The sequence below is a fragment of the Flavobacterium olei genome (genome assembly GCF_039749035.1).
In the GTDB taxonomy this organism is placed as follows: Bacteria; Bacteroidota; Bacteroidia; order Flavobacteriales; family Flavobacteriaceae; genus Flavobacterium; species Flavobacterium olei.
The window spans coordinates 276,303-291,639 of sequence record NZ_JBDKWC010000001.1 but is presented as its reverse complement, the minus strand read 5'-3'; the positions used below and the strand labels follow the sequence as shown (position 1 = coordinate 291,639).

Annotated in this window: 11 protein-coding genes; 4 read left to right on the top strand and 7 right to left on the bottom strand. The window is 33.5% G+C overall.

Annotated features, from left to right (window positions below; genetic code table 11):
- Positions 1-44: 44 nt before the first annotated feature.
- The 3 genes from ABEB31_RS01210 to ABEB31_RS01200 form a co-directional block, all read right to left on the bottom strand.
- Positions 45-239, bottom strand: coding sequence for a hypothetical protein (locus ABEB31_RS01210; RefSeq protein ID WP_347049493.1), 195 nt, complete (start codon positions 237-239; stop codon positions 45-47).
- Positions 240-391: 152 nt separating this feature from the next.
- Entirely contained in the window at positions 392-1,081 is a 690-nt protein-coding gene (locus ABEB31_RS01205; RefSeq protein ID WP_347049491.1) for a response regulator transcription factor, read from the bottom strand.
- Positions 1,082-1,091: 10 nt separating this feature from the next.
- Positions 1,092-2,450, bottom strand: coding sequence for a sensor histidine kinase (locus tag ABEB31_RS01200; protein WP_347049490.1), 1,359 nt, complete (start codon positions 2,448-2,450; stop codon positions 1,092-1,094).
- Between the two features lie 138 nt (positions 2,451-2,588).
- Between ABEB31_RS01200 and ABEB31_RS01195 the strand changes: the two genes are divergently transcribed.
- Positions 2,589-4,703, top strand: coding sequence for a TonB-dependent receptor domain-containing protein (locus tag ABEB31_RS01195; RefSeq protein ID WP_347049488.1), 2,115 nt, complete (start codon positions 2,589-2,591; stop codon positions 4,701-4,703).
- A gap of 50 nt (positions 4,704-4,753) precedes the next feature.
- Here the strand turns inward: ABEB31_RS01195 and ABEB31_RS01190 are convergent, their stop codons facing one another.
- Positions 4,754-5,359: an RsmD family RNA methyltransferase gene (locus ABEB31_RS01190; protein ID WP_347049487.1), complete on the bottom strand. Its 606-nt coding sequence runs from the start codon at positions 5,357-5,359 to the stop codon at positions 4,754-4,756.
- A complete protein-coding gene (locus ABEB31_RS01185) occupies positions 5,356-6,177 on the bottom strand; it encodes a DUF3822 family protein (protein WP_347049485.1) in 822 nt (273 codons plus the stop codon). The genes ABEB31_RS01190 and ABEB31_RS01185 overlap by 4 nt, the downstream gene beginning before the upstream one ends.
- Positions 6,178-6,491: 314 nt before the next feature.
- Here ABEB31_RS01185 and ABEB31_RS01180 point away from each other — a divergent pair, with 314 nt between their 5' ends.
- The 3 genes from ABEB31_RS01180 to kdsB all read left to right on the top strand — a co-directional run bounded on the left by ABEB31_RS01180 (position 6,492) and on the right by kdsB (position 9,569).
- Positions 6,492-7,901: an ATP-dependent DNA helicase gene (locus ABEB31_RS01180; RefSeq protein WP_347049484.1), complete on the top strand. Its 1,410-nt coding sequence runs from the start codon at positions 6,492-6,494 to the stop codon at positions 7,899-7,901.
- Positions 7,902-7,980: 79 nt separating this feature from the next.
- The gene (ygiD, locus tag ABEB31_RS01175) at positions 7,981-8,811 is read left to right on the top strand and encodes a 4,5-DOPA-extradiol-dioxygenase (protein ID WP_347049482.1); all 831 of its coding nucleotides are present in this window, start codon (positions 7,981-7,983) and stop codon (positions 8,809-8,811) included.
- Between the two features lie 23 nt (positions 8,812-8,834).
- Positions 8,835-9,569 (top strand): 3-deoxy-manno-octulosonate cytidylyltransferase, encoded by a 735-nt coding sequence (gene kdsB / locus ABEB31_RS01170; RefSeq protein ID WP_347049481.1) that lies wholly within the window; start codon positions 8,835-8,837, stop codon positions 9,567-9,569.
- Between the two features lie 227 nt (positions 9,570-9,796).
- On the opposite strand, the gene ABEB31_RS01165 is transcribed toward kdsB, so the two are convergent.
- Entirely contained in the window at positions 9,797-12,208 is a 2,412-nt protein-coding gene (locus tag ABEB31_RS01165; RefSeq protein ID WP_347049480.1) for an alpha-ketoacid dehydrogenase subunit alpha/beta, read from the bottom strand.
- Between the two features lie 188 nt (positions 12,209-12,396).
- Entirely contained in the window at positions 12,397-15,144 is a 2,748-nt protein-coding gene (locus tag ABEB31_RS01160; protein ID WP_347050031.1) for a gluzincin family metallopeptidase, read from the bottom strand.
- Positions 15,145-15,337: the final 193 nt, after the last annotated feature.

Below are 15,337 nucleotides of genomic sequence, written 5' to 3'. Positions count from 1 at the left end.
AACTTAGCACGTTAGTAACTTAGCCTATTAGCACCCACAAGATATTAAGCTTCGTCCTTAGTAGCTCTAACCAGACTAATGCCCGACATGAAGAAAACTATTCCAAGAATTCCATATATAATAAGTGATTTTACATCGCGTGTTTCGCCGGAAGTTCCGGCGAAAATAACAGCAGTATAAATAAGGCCTACGATTCCCAGAATCGTCAATAAGCCTCCAAAAAAGCGTTTTAGGTTCATGACTTTTAGTTTAATGTTAATCAAATGTATAATGGATTTGTTATTTGTTTATTATACAATTGATTACGAAAATTATATCTTTTGCATCTGATATAATTGGGAATTATGAAGTTTTTCTTTAATACTCCTTTAATAATAAAAGCACTCTATGATCAATCCTTCTTTATTTTAAATTCTAACCCCACATTCCGCACGCTTTCGATGCTGATTTTTGGATCAGAATTAAAATATTTTCGTAGTCGGCTAATAAAAACATCCATACTGCGGCCCGAGAAATAATCGTCATTTTTCCATACCGACATTAAGATTTGTTCCCTTTTTAATAATTGATTGTGGTTGAGGAATAAATACTCAATAAGAGAAGCTTCTTTCTCGGTAAGCTGCTGTATATGATTTTGACTATTGAGCGTTAGACGTTCATTATCAAAAATATACGAACCGATTTCGATAATATTATTTCCGTTAAGGCTTCTTTTTTGCTCTACCCGCTTTAATATATTTTGCAGACGAAGAATAAGTTCATCGGCTTCAAAAGGTTTTACAATATAATCGTCGGCGCCGAGTTTAAGACCAATAATTTTATCTTCTTTTAGTTTTCTGGCTGTCAGAAAAATAAAAGGAGTTTCGGGGTTGATTTTGATTATTTTTTCTGCCAGCGAAAATCCGTCGAGTTTGGGCATCATCACATCAAAAACACAAATATCAAAAGTTTGGTTTTTAAAATAATCTAAAGCTATTTCACCATTTGCTGCCCAGATAACTTCGTATTCGTGCAGTTCTAAATATTGTTTCAGAATTACAGCAAAATCAGAATCGTCTTCGGCTAAAAGTATTTTTTTCAAGAGGAAGAATTTAAACTTTAAAATTAATGGTAAAAATGGCACCTTTTCCTAAATCACTCATAACGGCAATAGAACCCTGATGCGCTTTAATAATTTGATCGACATAATAAAGCCCTAAACCTAAGCCTTTTGTATTATGCAGATTTCCTTGTTCTACACGATAAAACTTATCGAAAAGAAGCGATTGTTTGCTTTTTGAAATGCCTATTCCGTTGTCTTCAAAACTGATAGAAAAGTGGTTCTCAATAATACTGGTTTTAACAGTAATGGTATCTGAACCATATTTTACAGCATTTTCCAAAACATTTAAAAACGCAGTTGTTACATGAAATTTATCCAGAATCAAAATTGTTTTTTGTGTTTGAAAATCAGTTTTAAGATGGATTTTTGGAAATGTGATTTTGAAATCATTCACTATTGACAAAAGGAAATCTTCTGTTTCGATTTTTTCTTTCTGAAGTTCAATCTCATTTTCAGCCAAAGAATTGGCCATCACCTGATCGATTAAATTCTGAAGACGATTGTTCTGACGTGAAATAGTATTCACAATCATGTTGAAATTTTCGTCGTTGTCACGAATGTTTTTCTGCTCCAGAATTTTAGTCGAAATTCCCAGAGTGGCCAAAGGAGTTTTAAGTTCGTGTGTAATATTATTAATAAAATCGGTTTTAACATCACTAACTTTTTTCTGTTTGATTAAAGCTTTAATAGCAATTACAAAAAGACTGATCAAGGTTATAACAGATAGCAAAGACAAAACCAGAATTAACGTCATTCGTCTTAAAATAATCATTTCCCAATCGACAACAGAAACGTACATAGAATCCTCCGTCAGTAATTTATAATCTACTCCGGCAAGATTGGCATTGGTGGTTCCGACATAATTTCGCACCAGAAAAGCCTGATTTAAAGAGTTAAGATTACCATACAGTTTATTTTGTATAAATGGTTTTTCAGAAAAAATAGTATCAGATTTCTGAGTGCTTTTATACAATATAAATTTGTTAAGAACGATTGCAAAATCAATTTTAAAATTAGGAAGGTCACGCTCCAGTTTGCGTTGAATTTTCTGAGTTACAGAGTCTCTGAATTCATTTTCAATAATACTTTTTCGGATTTGAAATTTGTTATTTTTTCCTTCAATATAACGCTCTGATAGTTCTTTATATAAAATCTCTTTTTTAGAAATAAAGGCAGAATCTATATCACTGTAATTATTGGTAATCTGTGCAATTTCATTTTTGATTTGAGTATGAAACTGCGCCACTTTATAATCATAAGTGGTTTTAACCAAATAACATTGCACCATTGTGAGGACAATAAGCGCCACAGCAGAAAATGTTATTAAGAGGTTGATTCTTTGCTTCATATCATTATTAAATCTGTTTCAAAAATAGTGCTTTTATCACACAATGCACAGATTAACCCTGCATTAACCTCCAATTAACTTTCAAAAACTCTTTTCTGATTCACTTTTGTATCATCATAACCCAAACTATTTTTAAGAATGAATATTTATTTGCCTTTAAAGATTTTCATAATAGTATATTTCTTTTTGTTTTCGCTGCTCGGAAATGCTCAGAATGAAATAAAAAAAGATTCCATTTCTAAAGAACTGAAAGAAGTCGTAGTTACTCAGAATAAAAAAACATTTACAAATAATAACGGCAATATAAAGGTAGATGTAGCCAATTCGGTTTATAATTCGATTCCAAATCCCGTCGACTTACTCGCAAAACTTCCTTTGGTTCAGATAGGTTCCAATCGGGAAAGTATTTCAATTGTGGGTAAAGGAACTCCGTTAATTTATATCGACAATCAAAGAGTCGGAATGAATGATTTAAACGCTTTAAGTGTTTCTGATATCAAAACTATCGAAATTATACAGAATCCGTCTTCTAAATATGAAGCCGAGGGCCGCGCCGTAATTTTAATTGCAAGAAAATTAAGTAAGAAAGATGGTTTTAAAACCGATGCTTCTGAAACAGCTTCGTTTAAAAAGAATTATAATAATTATTTCGGGTTTAATTCCAGTTTTAAAAAAGACAAATTAGAATGGAAAGCCAATCTAAACTACAATCGACGGAATCCCTGGGAAAACCATGGTATTGCTTATCAAATTCCTCAGGCAAATATTATCTCCAATTATGATGTAACCGCAATTTCTGATGTAAATGAATATATTTTTGGAGCAGGGCTGTTTTATAAAATTAACGATGAAGATTATTTTTCAATAAATGTAAATGATAAATTGAAAAGAGATGTTTTTGATATTAACACGTTTACATTCAATAACAATCAGGGCGAGATAAATAATGTTTTTACGTGGAGTGAGAATTCAAGTTCAAAAAATTTCATTAATTCATTTGTAAATTATTCCAGGAAAATAAAAGCAATAGATACTAAATTATTTGCTGGTTTTCAGGCTTCAAATTTTAATCAGCATTTGTGGAGTTTGGTTCAAAATAATTTTAATGAAACAGAACTTGAATTATCTCAAAATCGTGACCAAAAATTTAATGTAAATGTATTTTCCGGCCGGATTGATTTGAAAAAAAAGTTTAAAAATGGAATGAACTGGGAATACGGCGGACTTTATTCATTGGCAAAATCGAAATCGGATTATGATGTTTTTGATTATGAGAAAAAGGAAGATACTGCTTTTAACTATAATTTTAAAGAATATAATCTTGCAGCTTACACACAACTTTCAGGGAAAATTAATAAACTGGATTTCTCCGTTGGATTACGAATTGAAAATACAAATGTAAGGGGAAAATACAGTACAGATAATTTTCTTTTAATTGATAAAAACTACGCCAATGTTTTTCCGAAGGCCCAGGTTTCATTTGCAATTGACAGCACAAAAAGTGTAAGTGTCGATTACTCAAGAAGTATTTCGCGACCCAATTATTCTTCATTAAGTATGATTGCAACGTATATAAATCCTTATTTTGTTTATGGGAGCAATATTAATTTAGGACCAACTTTTGCCGATGTGATTTCGGGTGTCTTCCAGTATCATGACAAATCTGTAAAGCTTACTTTTTATCAGAATAAAAATCCAACTTATCAGGATTTTGTGTTTGATAATCAAAATAACATATTGACTTTTACGGAGAAAAATTTTCAGAAGGAATCAGGTTATAATATCGAATTTGCGTTGCCTTTTACTTATAAAATATGGACAAACATAAATTCATTAGTTTTTGCAACTAACAAAATTGAAGATGAATCGGCAGTTTTTAATTCTTCCAGAACCTATTTATATTACTATTCTAATAACACTTTTAAACTGCCAAAGAATTTTGCATTTGTTTTATCATTTTGGGGTACAACCAAGCAAAAAGAAGGCGTTTTTGAGCGAAATGCAAAGTTGATTTTTGATTTGTCTTTGGCGAAAGCTTTAGGTAAAAACTGGAATCTGACTTTAAATTATAATGATATTTTTAAAAATACTATTTATATCGATCGATTTACGGTCAATAATGTAAGTTCGAGAGGACGGTATCTGGTTGATGCTAATGAGATTTCCATTACGCTTCGATACTCTTTTGGAAAAATAACGGAATCGGAGTTTAAAAAGAAAACGGTAGATGAAAACGAGAATCGAATTAAATAAAAATAAAAATCCCTTATAACTAAGGGATTTTTTATACTTTACAAAGACTATTATCCTTCGTCTTCTTCTGTTTCTTTTTTCGAACTCTCATTTGGCAATTCCTCATCGTCATCGGTAGAATTTAATTCGAAAAAACTAAAGAAAGATCCACCATAACTTTTCTGAAAGGAAAAATTACTCAAATGGTCCATTTTGGTATATTTAGAATGTTCGATTATCATCATTCCGTCTTCCTCTAGTAAATCTCTTTCAAAAACCGTTAAAACAATTTTCTCAAAAGTGGCCTGATCCAGTCCGTAAGGTGGATCGGCAAAAATGATGTCGTAAGTAGTTTTGGCATTTTCCAGAAATTTAAAAACATCACTTTTGGTTGCAGCGATATCAAAATCAAATTCTGATGAAATTTGTTTTATGAATTTAACACAGCCAAAATCTCCGTCTACAGAGGTAATTGGAGCACTTCCGCGTGAAGCGAACTCAAAACTGATATTTCCCGTTCCCGCAAATAAATCCAAAACCTTTAAGCCGTCAAAACTAAAATGGTTGTTTAAAACATTAAATAATGCTTCCTTACTCATATCAGTAGTGGGGCGTACAGGTAGATTTTTTGGCGGAAAAATTCTGCGTCCTTTGTATTTTCCTGAAATGATTCTCATGATTGAAATAAGATATAATGTTTTTGATTTTGAGCAGTTGTAAAGCTGTTTTTCTCTTTCAGCGTACTAACATCCATAAAAGAAATATGGCGGATATATTTGTATGCAATAGCATAAAAAGCATCATTTTCTGTAATAGTACCCAGTAATTCTAATTTAAAACTTTCCGGATTCAGACTTAGTTGTTCTGCTGTAAAAAGAATATAATAAATAAAATCTTCGGGTGTCTGATATTCAAATGAATTAAACAACAGCAGTTTCTGATTCTGTACCACAATAATTTCAAAATTCCCGGGATTAAAATTTACGACCATTTTCTTGTCGTCATTATTTCGTGAATTGTCCAGAATTTTTTCTACCAAAATGCTGTTAGCGTGTTTGTAGTCGAAAGAACCAACGTTGTCAATCAGGAAATTATTGATATTCACGTACGGAATATAAACCGCATTCATCTGATAGTTTGAAATCGTATCGTAAGTAAAAAAATCTGTTTCAAAGACTTTGGTAGTATACTGAAGGTAACTTCCCAGATAATTTTCATCAAATAAGGCTGTCGGCACAAACGTGGAAAGATTATTTTCATGAATCACCATTATTTCATCGTAACTTGCTTTTAAGTCAGGATTGTTTTTAAATGCATCACTGTACAATTCTTCAATTCTGGTAGTTTTATTAGTGGTTTCAAACTGAACCTCTTTAAAAGAAGTAATAATATTATTTAAAGTATCAAAACAGCAATATGAAAATCCGGTCAGGGAAACCTGAATTGAAAGTTTTTTATAAATTTTTGAAGTGATGTTGGTGTTTTGTAATGACATAGTTGATTTACAATTCGTTACCTGTTTTAAGTCAAGAAAGAATTTTAGGCGTCACAAACTTACAAATTAAAAAGGAACAATAATAATTGCAATTTCAAAAAACAATTTCAATTGCGTTTTAAAACAAGGTTAAGAAAAAGGTTTATTAGATTTTTTGAACACATATTAGTGATTTAAGTTCATTAAAGTTAATGAGAAGTTGTTTAACGCTGATGACGCTGATTTGCTATTCTGAAGACATGGTTAATGTGTTTAAAAATTTAAAGTTGAAATTGCCATTAAAAAAGGCGAACTTTGTATTTCAATATTATTTTATGAATTCTGCACTGTTTTACGGTATTTTACAAAAACGATTTCCATTTGCTCCGACTCATAAGCAGGATATTTTTTTTCAAAAGATTGCTATTTTCCTAACCGAACCGCAAAACGACACCATTTTCGTTTTGAAAGGATATGCCGGAACCGGAAAAACAACTGTTATATCTACTATTGTCAATAATCTTCAGGATATAAATAAAAAATACGTGCTGTTGGCACCAACGGGTCGGGCTGCAAAAGTAATCGCCAACTACTCGAATACACCGGCATTTACTATTCATAAAAAAATATATTTTCCGAAGAAATCTTCAGGTGGAGGAATCGCTTTTACCAAACAGGTCAACAAACATAAAAATACCATTTTTATAGTCGATGAAGCTTCTATGATTTCAGACAGTACGCTGGACAGCGGTTCACTTTTAGACGATTTAATACATTATGTCTATTCAGGAAATAATTGTAAAATGATTCTTCTGGGAGATACTGCCCAGCTGCCTCCGGTGAATTTAGATATTAGTCCCGCCCTGGATATACAAACTTTGGGCGTGCATTATGATAAGGAAATCGAACATATCGAACTCGACGAAGTAATGCGTCAGGAAGAAAGTTCGGGTATTTTATACAATGCCACAGAACTTCGTGAACTGCTAAAAGAAAGTTTTCTTACAGAGTTTAAATTCAATGTTAAGCGATTTAAGGATATTGTGAGATTAACAGATGGTTATGATATTCAGGATGCAATAAATACCGCGTACAGTAACTGGAGTATCGAAGACACTGCTTTTATTGTAAGGTCTAATAAAAGAGCCAATCAATACAATGAACAAATTCGCAGCCGGATTTTATTTAAAGAAAGTGAGCTTTCTGTTGGTGATTTCCTGATGGTCGTAAAAAATAATTATTTCTGGCTAAAAGAAACCGATGAAGCGGGATTTATCGCCAATGGAGATATTATTGAAGTTTTGGAACTTTTCGGAATCAAAGAATTATACGGATTTACTTTTGCGAAAGTCAAAATCAGAATGGTCGATTATCCCAATCAAATTCCGTTCGAAACGGTTTTAATTTTAGATACTTTAAAAAGTGAATCTCCATCTCTAACGTATGAAGAATCGAATCGTTTGTACGAAGAAGTGATGAAAGATTACGAAGACGAACCGACTAAATATAAAAGATTTCAAAAAGTAAAAGAAAACGAATACTTTAATGGCTTACAGGTTAAATTCTCTTATGCCATTACATGTCATAAATCGCAGGGAGGGCAGTGGAATACAGTTTTTATCGAACAGCCGTATCTTCCAAACGGAATTGACCGCGATTATATCAGATGGCTTTATACGGCCATGACACGTGCCAAAAATAAGTTATATTTGATTGGCTTTAAAGACGAAAGTTTTGAAGAATAGTTGATTGGCCACGAATTCACGAATTAAATTATTCTAAAGATTAAAAATCGTGAATTCGTGGCAAAAAAAAGTCTAAACGATGACAACACTACAGGATTTACATTCGATTTCTTCTTCGTTTTCGAATACCGATAAAATGCCGGTTCTTTTTTTAGGACACGGCAGCCCTATGAACGCTATTGAGGAAAATCAGTTTGTGGCCGGTTTTCGGGATTTGGCTAAGACTTTACCTCAGCCAAATGCTATTTTGTGCGTTTCTGCACACTGGTTTACCAAAGGAACAAAAGTTACGGCGATGGAAATGCCCAGAACGATTCATGATTTTGGAGGTTTCCCACAAGCACTTTTTGATGTAGAATATCCGGCTAAAGGAAGTCCGGAACTGGCTGTTGAAACACAAAAAATCCTGGATCCGGTTTTGGTCGAGTTAGACGAACACTGGGGATTAGATCATGGTGCCTGGAGTGTGATCAAACATTTATATCCCAAAGCAAATGTTCCGGTAATTCAGTTAAGTATCGATTATACCAAATCGGGACAATATCATTTTGAACTGGCCCAGAAACTTCAGTCTTTACGTTATAAAGGCGTTTTAATAATTGGAAGCGGAAACATTGTACATAATCTCAGGATGGTTGATTTCAGGAATTTCGATAAGGACAATTATGGTTACGATTGGGCGATAGAAGCAAGGGAAACGGTAAACAATTATTTGTTGGAGGGAAATTTTGATCCTTTAATTAATTTTGAGAGATTGAATAAAGCCCTGCAACTAGCAATTCCAACGCCGGAACATTATCTTCCTTTGTTATACTCATTAGGATTAAAAGATAAAACCGATGATTTGAGTTTGTTCAACGATAAATTATTAGCGGGTTCTTTAAGTATGACTTCAGTAAAAATAATGTAGATAAATAATTTTAAAGATATAAAATGAAAATAATAGCGGTAATTCCGGCGAGATATGCTTCAACACGTTTTCCTGCAAAACTAATGCAGGATTTAGGAGGCAAGACAGTAATTTTAAGAACGTATGAAGCTGCAGTTTCTACAAACTTATTTCAGGATGTTTTTGTGGTTACAGATTCCAATTTGATTTTTGATGAAATTATTTCAAATGGCGGAAAAGCGATTATGAGTATCAAGGAACACGAATCCGGTAGCGACCGAATTGCCGAAGCGATTTCGGATTTAGATGTTGATATTGTAGTAAATGTTCAGGGTGATGAACCTTTTACAGAAGCAGAACCTTTGGAACAAGTTTTATCGGTTTTTAAAAATGATGCTGAGAATAAAGTTGATCTCGCTTCGCTGATGCGCGAAATTAAAAATGAGGATGAAATCAATAATCCCAATAATGTGAAAGTTGTCGTTGATCAGTCGCAGTTTGCGTTGTATTTTTCAAGATCTGTAATTCCGTATCCGCGAGATATAAGCGCAGGAGTTCGTTACTTTCAGCATATAGGAATTTATGCTTTTAGAAAACAGGCATTATTAGATTTTTACAGCCTTCCGATGAAATCTCTTGAAGCATCAGAGAAACTGGAACAACTTCGCTATTTAGAATTCGGAAAACGTATTAAAATGGTTGAAACGACTCATATAAGTATTGGAATTGATACTGCTGAAGATTTGGAAAAGGCGAGGGGTATTTTGGCTTCTAGATAAAAAAATGAATATTAAAATAAAGATTTCGATAATGTATGTCATCCTGACGAAGGAAGGATCTTCGTTGGTTACTCACGTCGCGGAGATCCTTCCTTCGTCAGGATGACAAGATTGTGGCATAAGATGGATTAAACAAGAAAAGCTCCGAATGGAGCTTTTTCTATTATAAAATCTAAAATCTATCCCGTCCCGAGGCTTCGGGATCGAGACTAAAATTTAAAATCTAATTAATACAATTCAGGAAACTTAGAAGGATTAACTTCATTCATCATTCCGTAAACTTTCTCATAAATATCTTCTGCAGAAGGTTTAGAGAAATAATCTCCATCAGTTCCGTAAGCAGGTCTGTGTGCTTTTGCAGCCAAAGTCTGTGGTTTGCTGTCCAGGTATTTATAAGCATCCTGTTCCTCCAGAATTTGTTGTAAAATATACGCCGAAGCTCCACCGGGAACATCTTCGTCAATTACCAAAACACGATTTGTTTTTGCAATACTTTTTACAATATCTTTATTAATATCGAATGGAAGTAAAGACTGAATATCGATTACTTCGCAATTAATTCCGATTTCTGCTAATTCTCCGGCAGCCTGCTGAACCAATCTTAAAGTAGATCCGTAAGAAACCAAAGTAATGTCAGTACCTTCTCTTAAAGTCTCAACAACTCCAATTGGTGTTTTAAATTCACCAAAATTAAGTGGCGTTTTTTCTTTTAGACGGTATCCGTTTAAACATTCAATCACTAAAGCTGGTTCATCGCACTCCAGAAGTGTATTGTAAAACCCTGCTGCCTGAGTCATATCTCTCGGAACCAAAACGTGTATTCCACGAATCGCATTAATAATCATTCCCATAGGAGATCCCGAATGCCAGATTCCTTCCAGACGATGTCCGCGGGTTCTGATGATTAACGGCGCTTTTTGTTTTCCAACGGTTCTGTATTGAAGTGTAGCCAAATCGTCACTCATGATCTGAATTGCATACAATAGATAATCCAAATACTGAATTTCAGCAATTGGGCGTAATCCTCTCAATGCCATCCCGATTCCCTGACCAATAATCGTAGCTTCACGAATACCAACATCGGCAACACGAAGTTCACCGTATTTTTCCTGCATTCCTTCAAGACCTTGATTAACGTCTCCGATATTCCCAACGTCTTCACCAAAAATTAAAGTCTCCGGATATTTAGTAAACAAAGCGTCAAAATTATCCCGAATAATCATTCTTCCGTCAGAATCCGGTTTTGCATTTTCAGCATATTTTGGAAGAACCTTTTCAACAGAAAAAACATTTTTGTCCGATTCAGAATAAAGATTACTGCTGAATCTACCCTGTGTCGCACTAATATAATTAGTGATCCAGTCCGATAATAATTTTCTGCTGTTTGGGACTTCAATAAAACGCAAAATCTTTCTTGTAATAGAAAGCATTTCTTTCTTTAAAGGCGATTTTATAGCGCTTAATTCAGCAATATATTTTTTTATTTTGTCTTTGTGGTTGATACTTGCCTCTGCAATTTGTTCCAGCAAAGCAAGAAGATTTTTTTGATCTTCTATAATTGGATTGATAAAATCGTTCCAGGCTTGTTTTTTAGCTTCCAGAACCTCTTTCTTTAATTCAAAATCCAGCTCGGCTAATTCTTCCGGAGAAGCAATATTTATGGCAATCATCCATAAACGCATTTGACGAATACAGTCAAAATCTCTCTCCCAGGCAAGTCTGTCTCCACTTTTGTAGCGCTCGTGCGAACCCGAAGTAGAGTGTCCTTGTGGTTGCGTTAATTCGTTAACGTGTATTAAAACCGGAATATGCTGTTCGCGTGCAATTGCTCCGGCTCTTTCATAAGTCGAAACCAATTCGGCGTAATCCCAGCCTTTAACTCTGAAGATTTCATAACCTTTAGAATCCTCATCACGTTGGTATCCTTTTAATATTTCAGAAATATTTTCTTTAGTTGTCTGATGTTTAGCATGAACGGAAATTCCGTATTCATCATCCCAGACGCTCATTACCATCGGAACCTGTAAAACTCCCGCGGCATTTATAGTTTCAAAAAACAAACCTTCAGAAGTACTGGCATTACCAATAGTTCCCCAGGCAACTTCGTTTCCATCAACAGAAAATTTCTCCTTAATGGTTATTCCGTCAACATTTCTATAAATTTTAGAGGCTTGTGCCAATCCCAATAAACGGGGCATTTGCCCGGCTGTTGGAGATATGTCTGCGCTTGAGTTTTTCTGTTTGGTTAAATCTTTCCAGGAACCGTCTTCGTTTAAACTGTGCGTTACAAAATGTCCGCCCATTTGTCTTCCTGCAGACATGGGATCAAAGTCCAGATCGGTGTGACCATATAAACCGGCAAAAAACTGTTTGGCAGTTAATTCGCCAATAGCCATCATAAAAGTCTGATCGCGATAATATCCGGAACGAAAGTCTCCGTTTTTAAAAGCCTTTGCCATTGCAAGCTGAGGAACTTCTTTTCCGTCTCCGAAAATTCCAAATTTAGCTTTTCCTGTTAAAACTTCTTTTCGACCTAAAAGGCTACATTCACGGCTTGTAACAGCGATTCTGTAATCATTCAATACCTCAGTTTTGAAATCTTCAAATGTCAGCGTAGTATTGTTTTTTTCTTTTATCATAATCTGGAAGGCTCATGTTTATGACGCGAAATTACTTAAAAACAATCAATAATCATAATTCTTTAAAATAAATATAATTTAATTATTTCTATTTAAAATGAAAAAACTACGTATTTTATTTATGTTATATTTATTTTTAATCTATAATTATTGATAATAATTTATGTTTTTGATTAAAATTTATTTAATTAAAACCATTTTCGGGTAAAAAGAGTAAGTAATGTTTTAGGAGAGAAAGTAATTATAAATCTAACTTTTTCGTTGTATTTTGTTTGTGTTATTTCCCAGCCGTTATTGCTGTACACCGGAAAATAAAGCTCAAAATAATCCGGAACCAGATTTAAACGCACTCCGGTATCATAAGCAAAGAACGGATTTTGATGTTTATTTTTTAGAAAACCAACATCACCATACAATTCTATCCAGTTCCATACGGCATAACTGGCGTTGAAAGTGGTCATCCATTGATTGGCGTAGGAGGGTTCTATCAGTGATTTAAAACCTCCCTCTGCATTGACATATTGCTGACTAAAAAAGCCGGTACTTTCAGATCTTCCAAAAAGATTATAATCGAACAAATAATCGGTCGGACGGTCTAAACCAAAACTGAAATAATCTGAATTTGTGGTATTGTATAAAAAGCTTCCGGCAAATAGTCGCAAATTTAATTTTCGGTTATTTTGAAATAATCTTCTGTATTCAATTTCCCCCGACACCTTGCCAAATTCTCCGGCAAATTGTAAATCGGTCATGAAATTAAAATGATTTATTAATTCTGTTTTGGTATTGGAATATCGGGCATTAAAAATCGAATAATTAGGTTCTGAATTGTCTGTGATATATTCACTTGCTTCCCGATTTACAATAACCTGGCGGAATAAAAACATTTGTTTTCTATTGTCCCTGAGATCTTTTTCGCGAATACGAAACTGTACCATCGGGTTTAATCTCAGGTAAGTAGCATCTGGTGCATAATGAAAAAAGTTCTGACTTATCGAATAGCGAACATTATATAAAGTACTGTTTCTGTAATATTGACTCCATGAAAATGCCGAAGATCCAGACAATGTTCCGGCTTTTAGCGAATACGCAGGATTTATGTCAAAATTAAAAGGTTTGTCCAGAATGGTTTTGTTACTAAAGCGAATTCCGGGTGTAAATCCGTCGTAATAATTATAATATAGAGTCGGCAAATATAGGATTTGGTTGTAATATGGATCTTCTAAATCTTTGGCAAAATTAAATTTGACAGGACGGTTGAAAGAAATACTCTTTAGAGATCGCCAGTTGTTTCTTTGATTGAATTCTGGAACTTCATTATCGTAGTTGATGACAATTTTATCTGCATTTTTTCTGTCAAATTCATAAACAGAATCCCTGGTTTTGGGCTCAATCCATTCTTTAAAGACAATTTGATTTTTCCTGATTCCGTAAACAGGAATCGGAGCATAAATTCCGGTTTTATTATTAATTGAAAATTTTACACTGTCAGCCGTTCTGGAAACATGAGAAAATTTATAATCAATAATATCTCGGGAATCAATTATGGTATTAAAAAACCACTCTATATTCTTTGGACTTTTTTTGGTTAAGATTTTCTCTAAGTCATAACGGTTTGATTGTCCAACTTTATTCAGATTGTAAAATTCTTTTAAACTTTCGGGTACAATGTTGTGGTTTAAATAATCATCTAAATATCTAAGACTAAGACCAGCTCGATATTTACCTGCAATTTGTTCGTTGAATTTGATTAGTGTATTTTTGGAATCTCCCAATGGCTGATCCAGATTTTTACGTGCCATCAGCATATAATAATAGCTGTACTGCTCATTAAATGTGAGATTGGTAATATGGTAGCTTTTAAAAAGTTTCATATCCGAAAGCCTTCCGAGCATTTTTTGATCTTTATGATGTTCATCCATATAATGCATCATCGCATAAATCTGGATTCCGTCGTAAACCCAATTGTCTTTTCGTGGATCTAAACGGAGACTGTTCTTGAGGTAATTGTTTAAGAATGTTTTTAAAAACTGAATTTCAAATATAAAATCATCTGAAAACGGACTGATAAATGACGGCAGCTGATTTAATCCGTAAAAAGGATTTCGGTCATAATCGATTTGGGAAACTACTATTTTTTCATGTGGATATTCGCCAATAAAACTTTCTGCAAAAGAAACAATACGATCTATAATTACAGCTTTCTGAATGTCATCAATTCGCTTACTTTTTAAATCGGTAGAAACTTCAATTAATCCGTTATCAAAAGTTTTAAAGTGATTTTGTTTTTCAATATAGAGATTAAAATCGGTTCTGTTTTTTCCTGTAAATTTATAAATGCTATACTCCGGATTAGTGACATTTTTTGAAACCGAATTTAAATCTGTGGTTAATGAATATGGATTTGGAATTTTAATTTCAAGTTCATAATCGGTTGCAGCATTTGCAATGTCATCCAGATTAAAATTGTTATATTTAATAAAACTGCTGTTTTCAAACCGCGCCGGACTTAAAAACCAGTTTTTTAAAGCCATTCCGCCGTTCTGATCAAAGCCAAAACGGGTAAATTTATCATTCGGTATTTTTGAAATATAATTAAGATGAATATCGATTTTTTCGTTCGGAAGAAGCTTACGATTCAGCTTTACAATTATATAATCAGGATTTTCCGCAGTTCTTTCCCATTCAAGTGCAGTTAAATCGTTACCTGTAAGATTGATAATAGTCGTCTTTCCTCTGTCGGCTGCTTTTGCCAAATGAAATCCTCTGTAAAATTCATCTGAAAAACGTTTGGCTAAAGGCGTATTTTTATTTTCAAAAGCATTATTCCAGTCATTTAAAACAATCGAAGTCAGTGAGTCGTTTGAAGTATTATAATACGTAATATCCTGTTTGATATTTAGTGTTTTAAGTTCAAGATTTACCGCCACTTCCATCTTCGACTGATGTTGTGCAGATAGTTTCATCGAAAAGAATAAAACTAATAATGGGCAGATAATTTTATAAAATACTTTCAAAAAAAAACTGGCTTAAAAATTACAGGATATATCTAAGTTACGGACTTATCGTAACTTTGGTTTTTGTAAAAATAACATAAAAAAAGCTGTTTATAAAACAGCTTTCAATTTT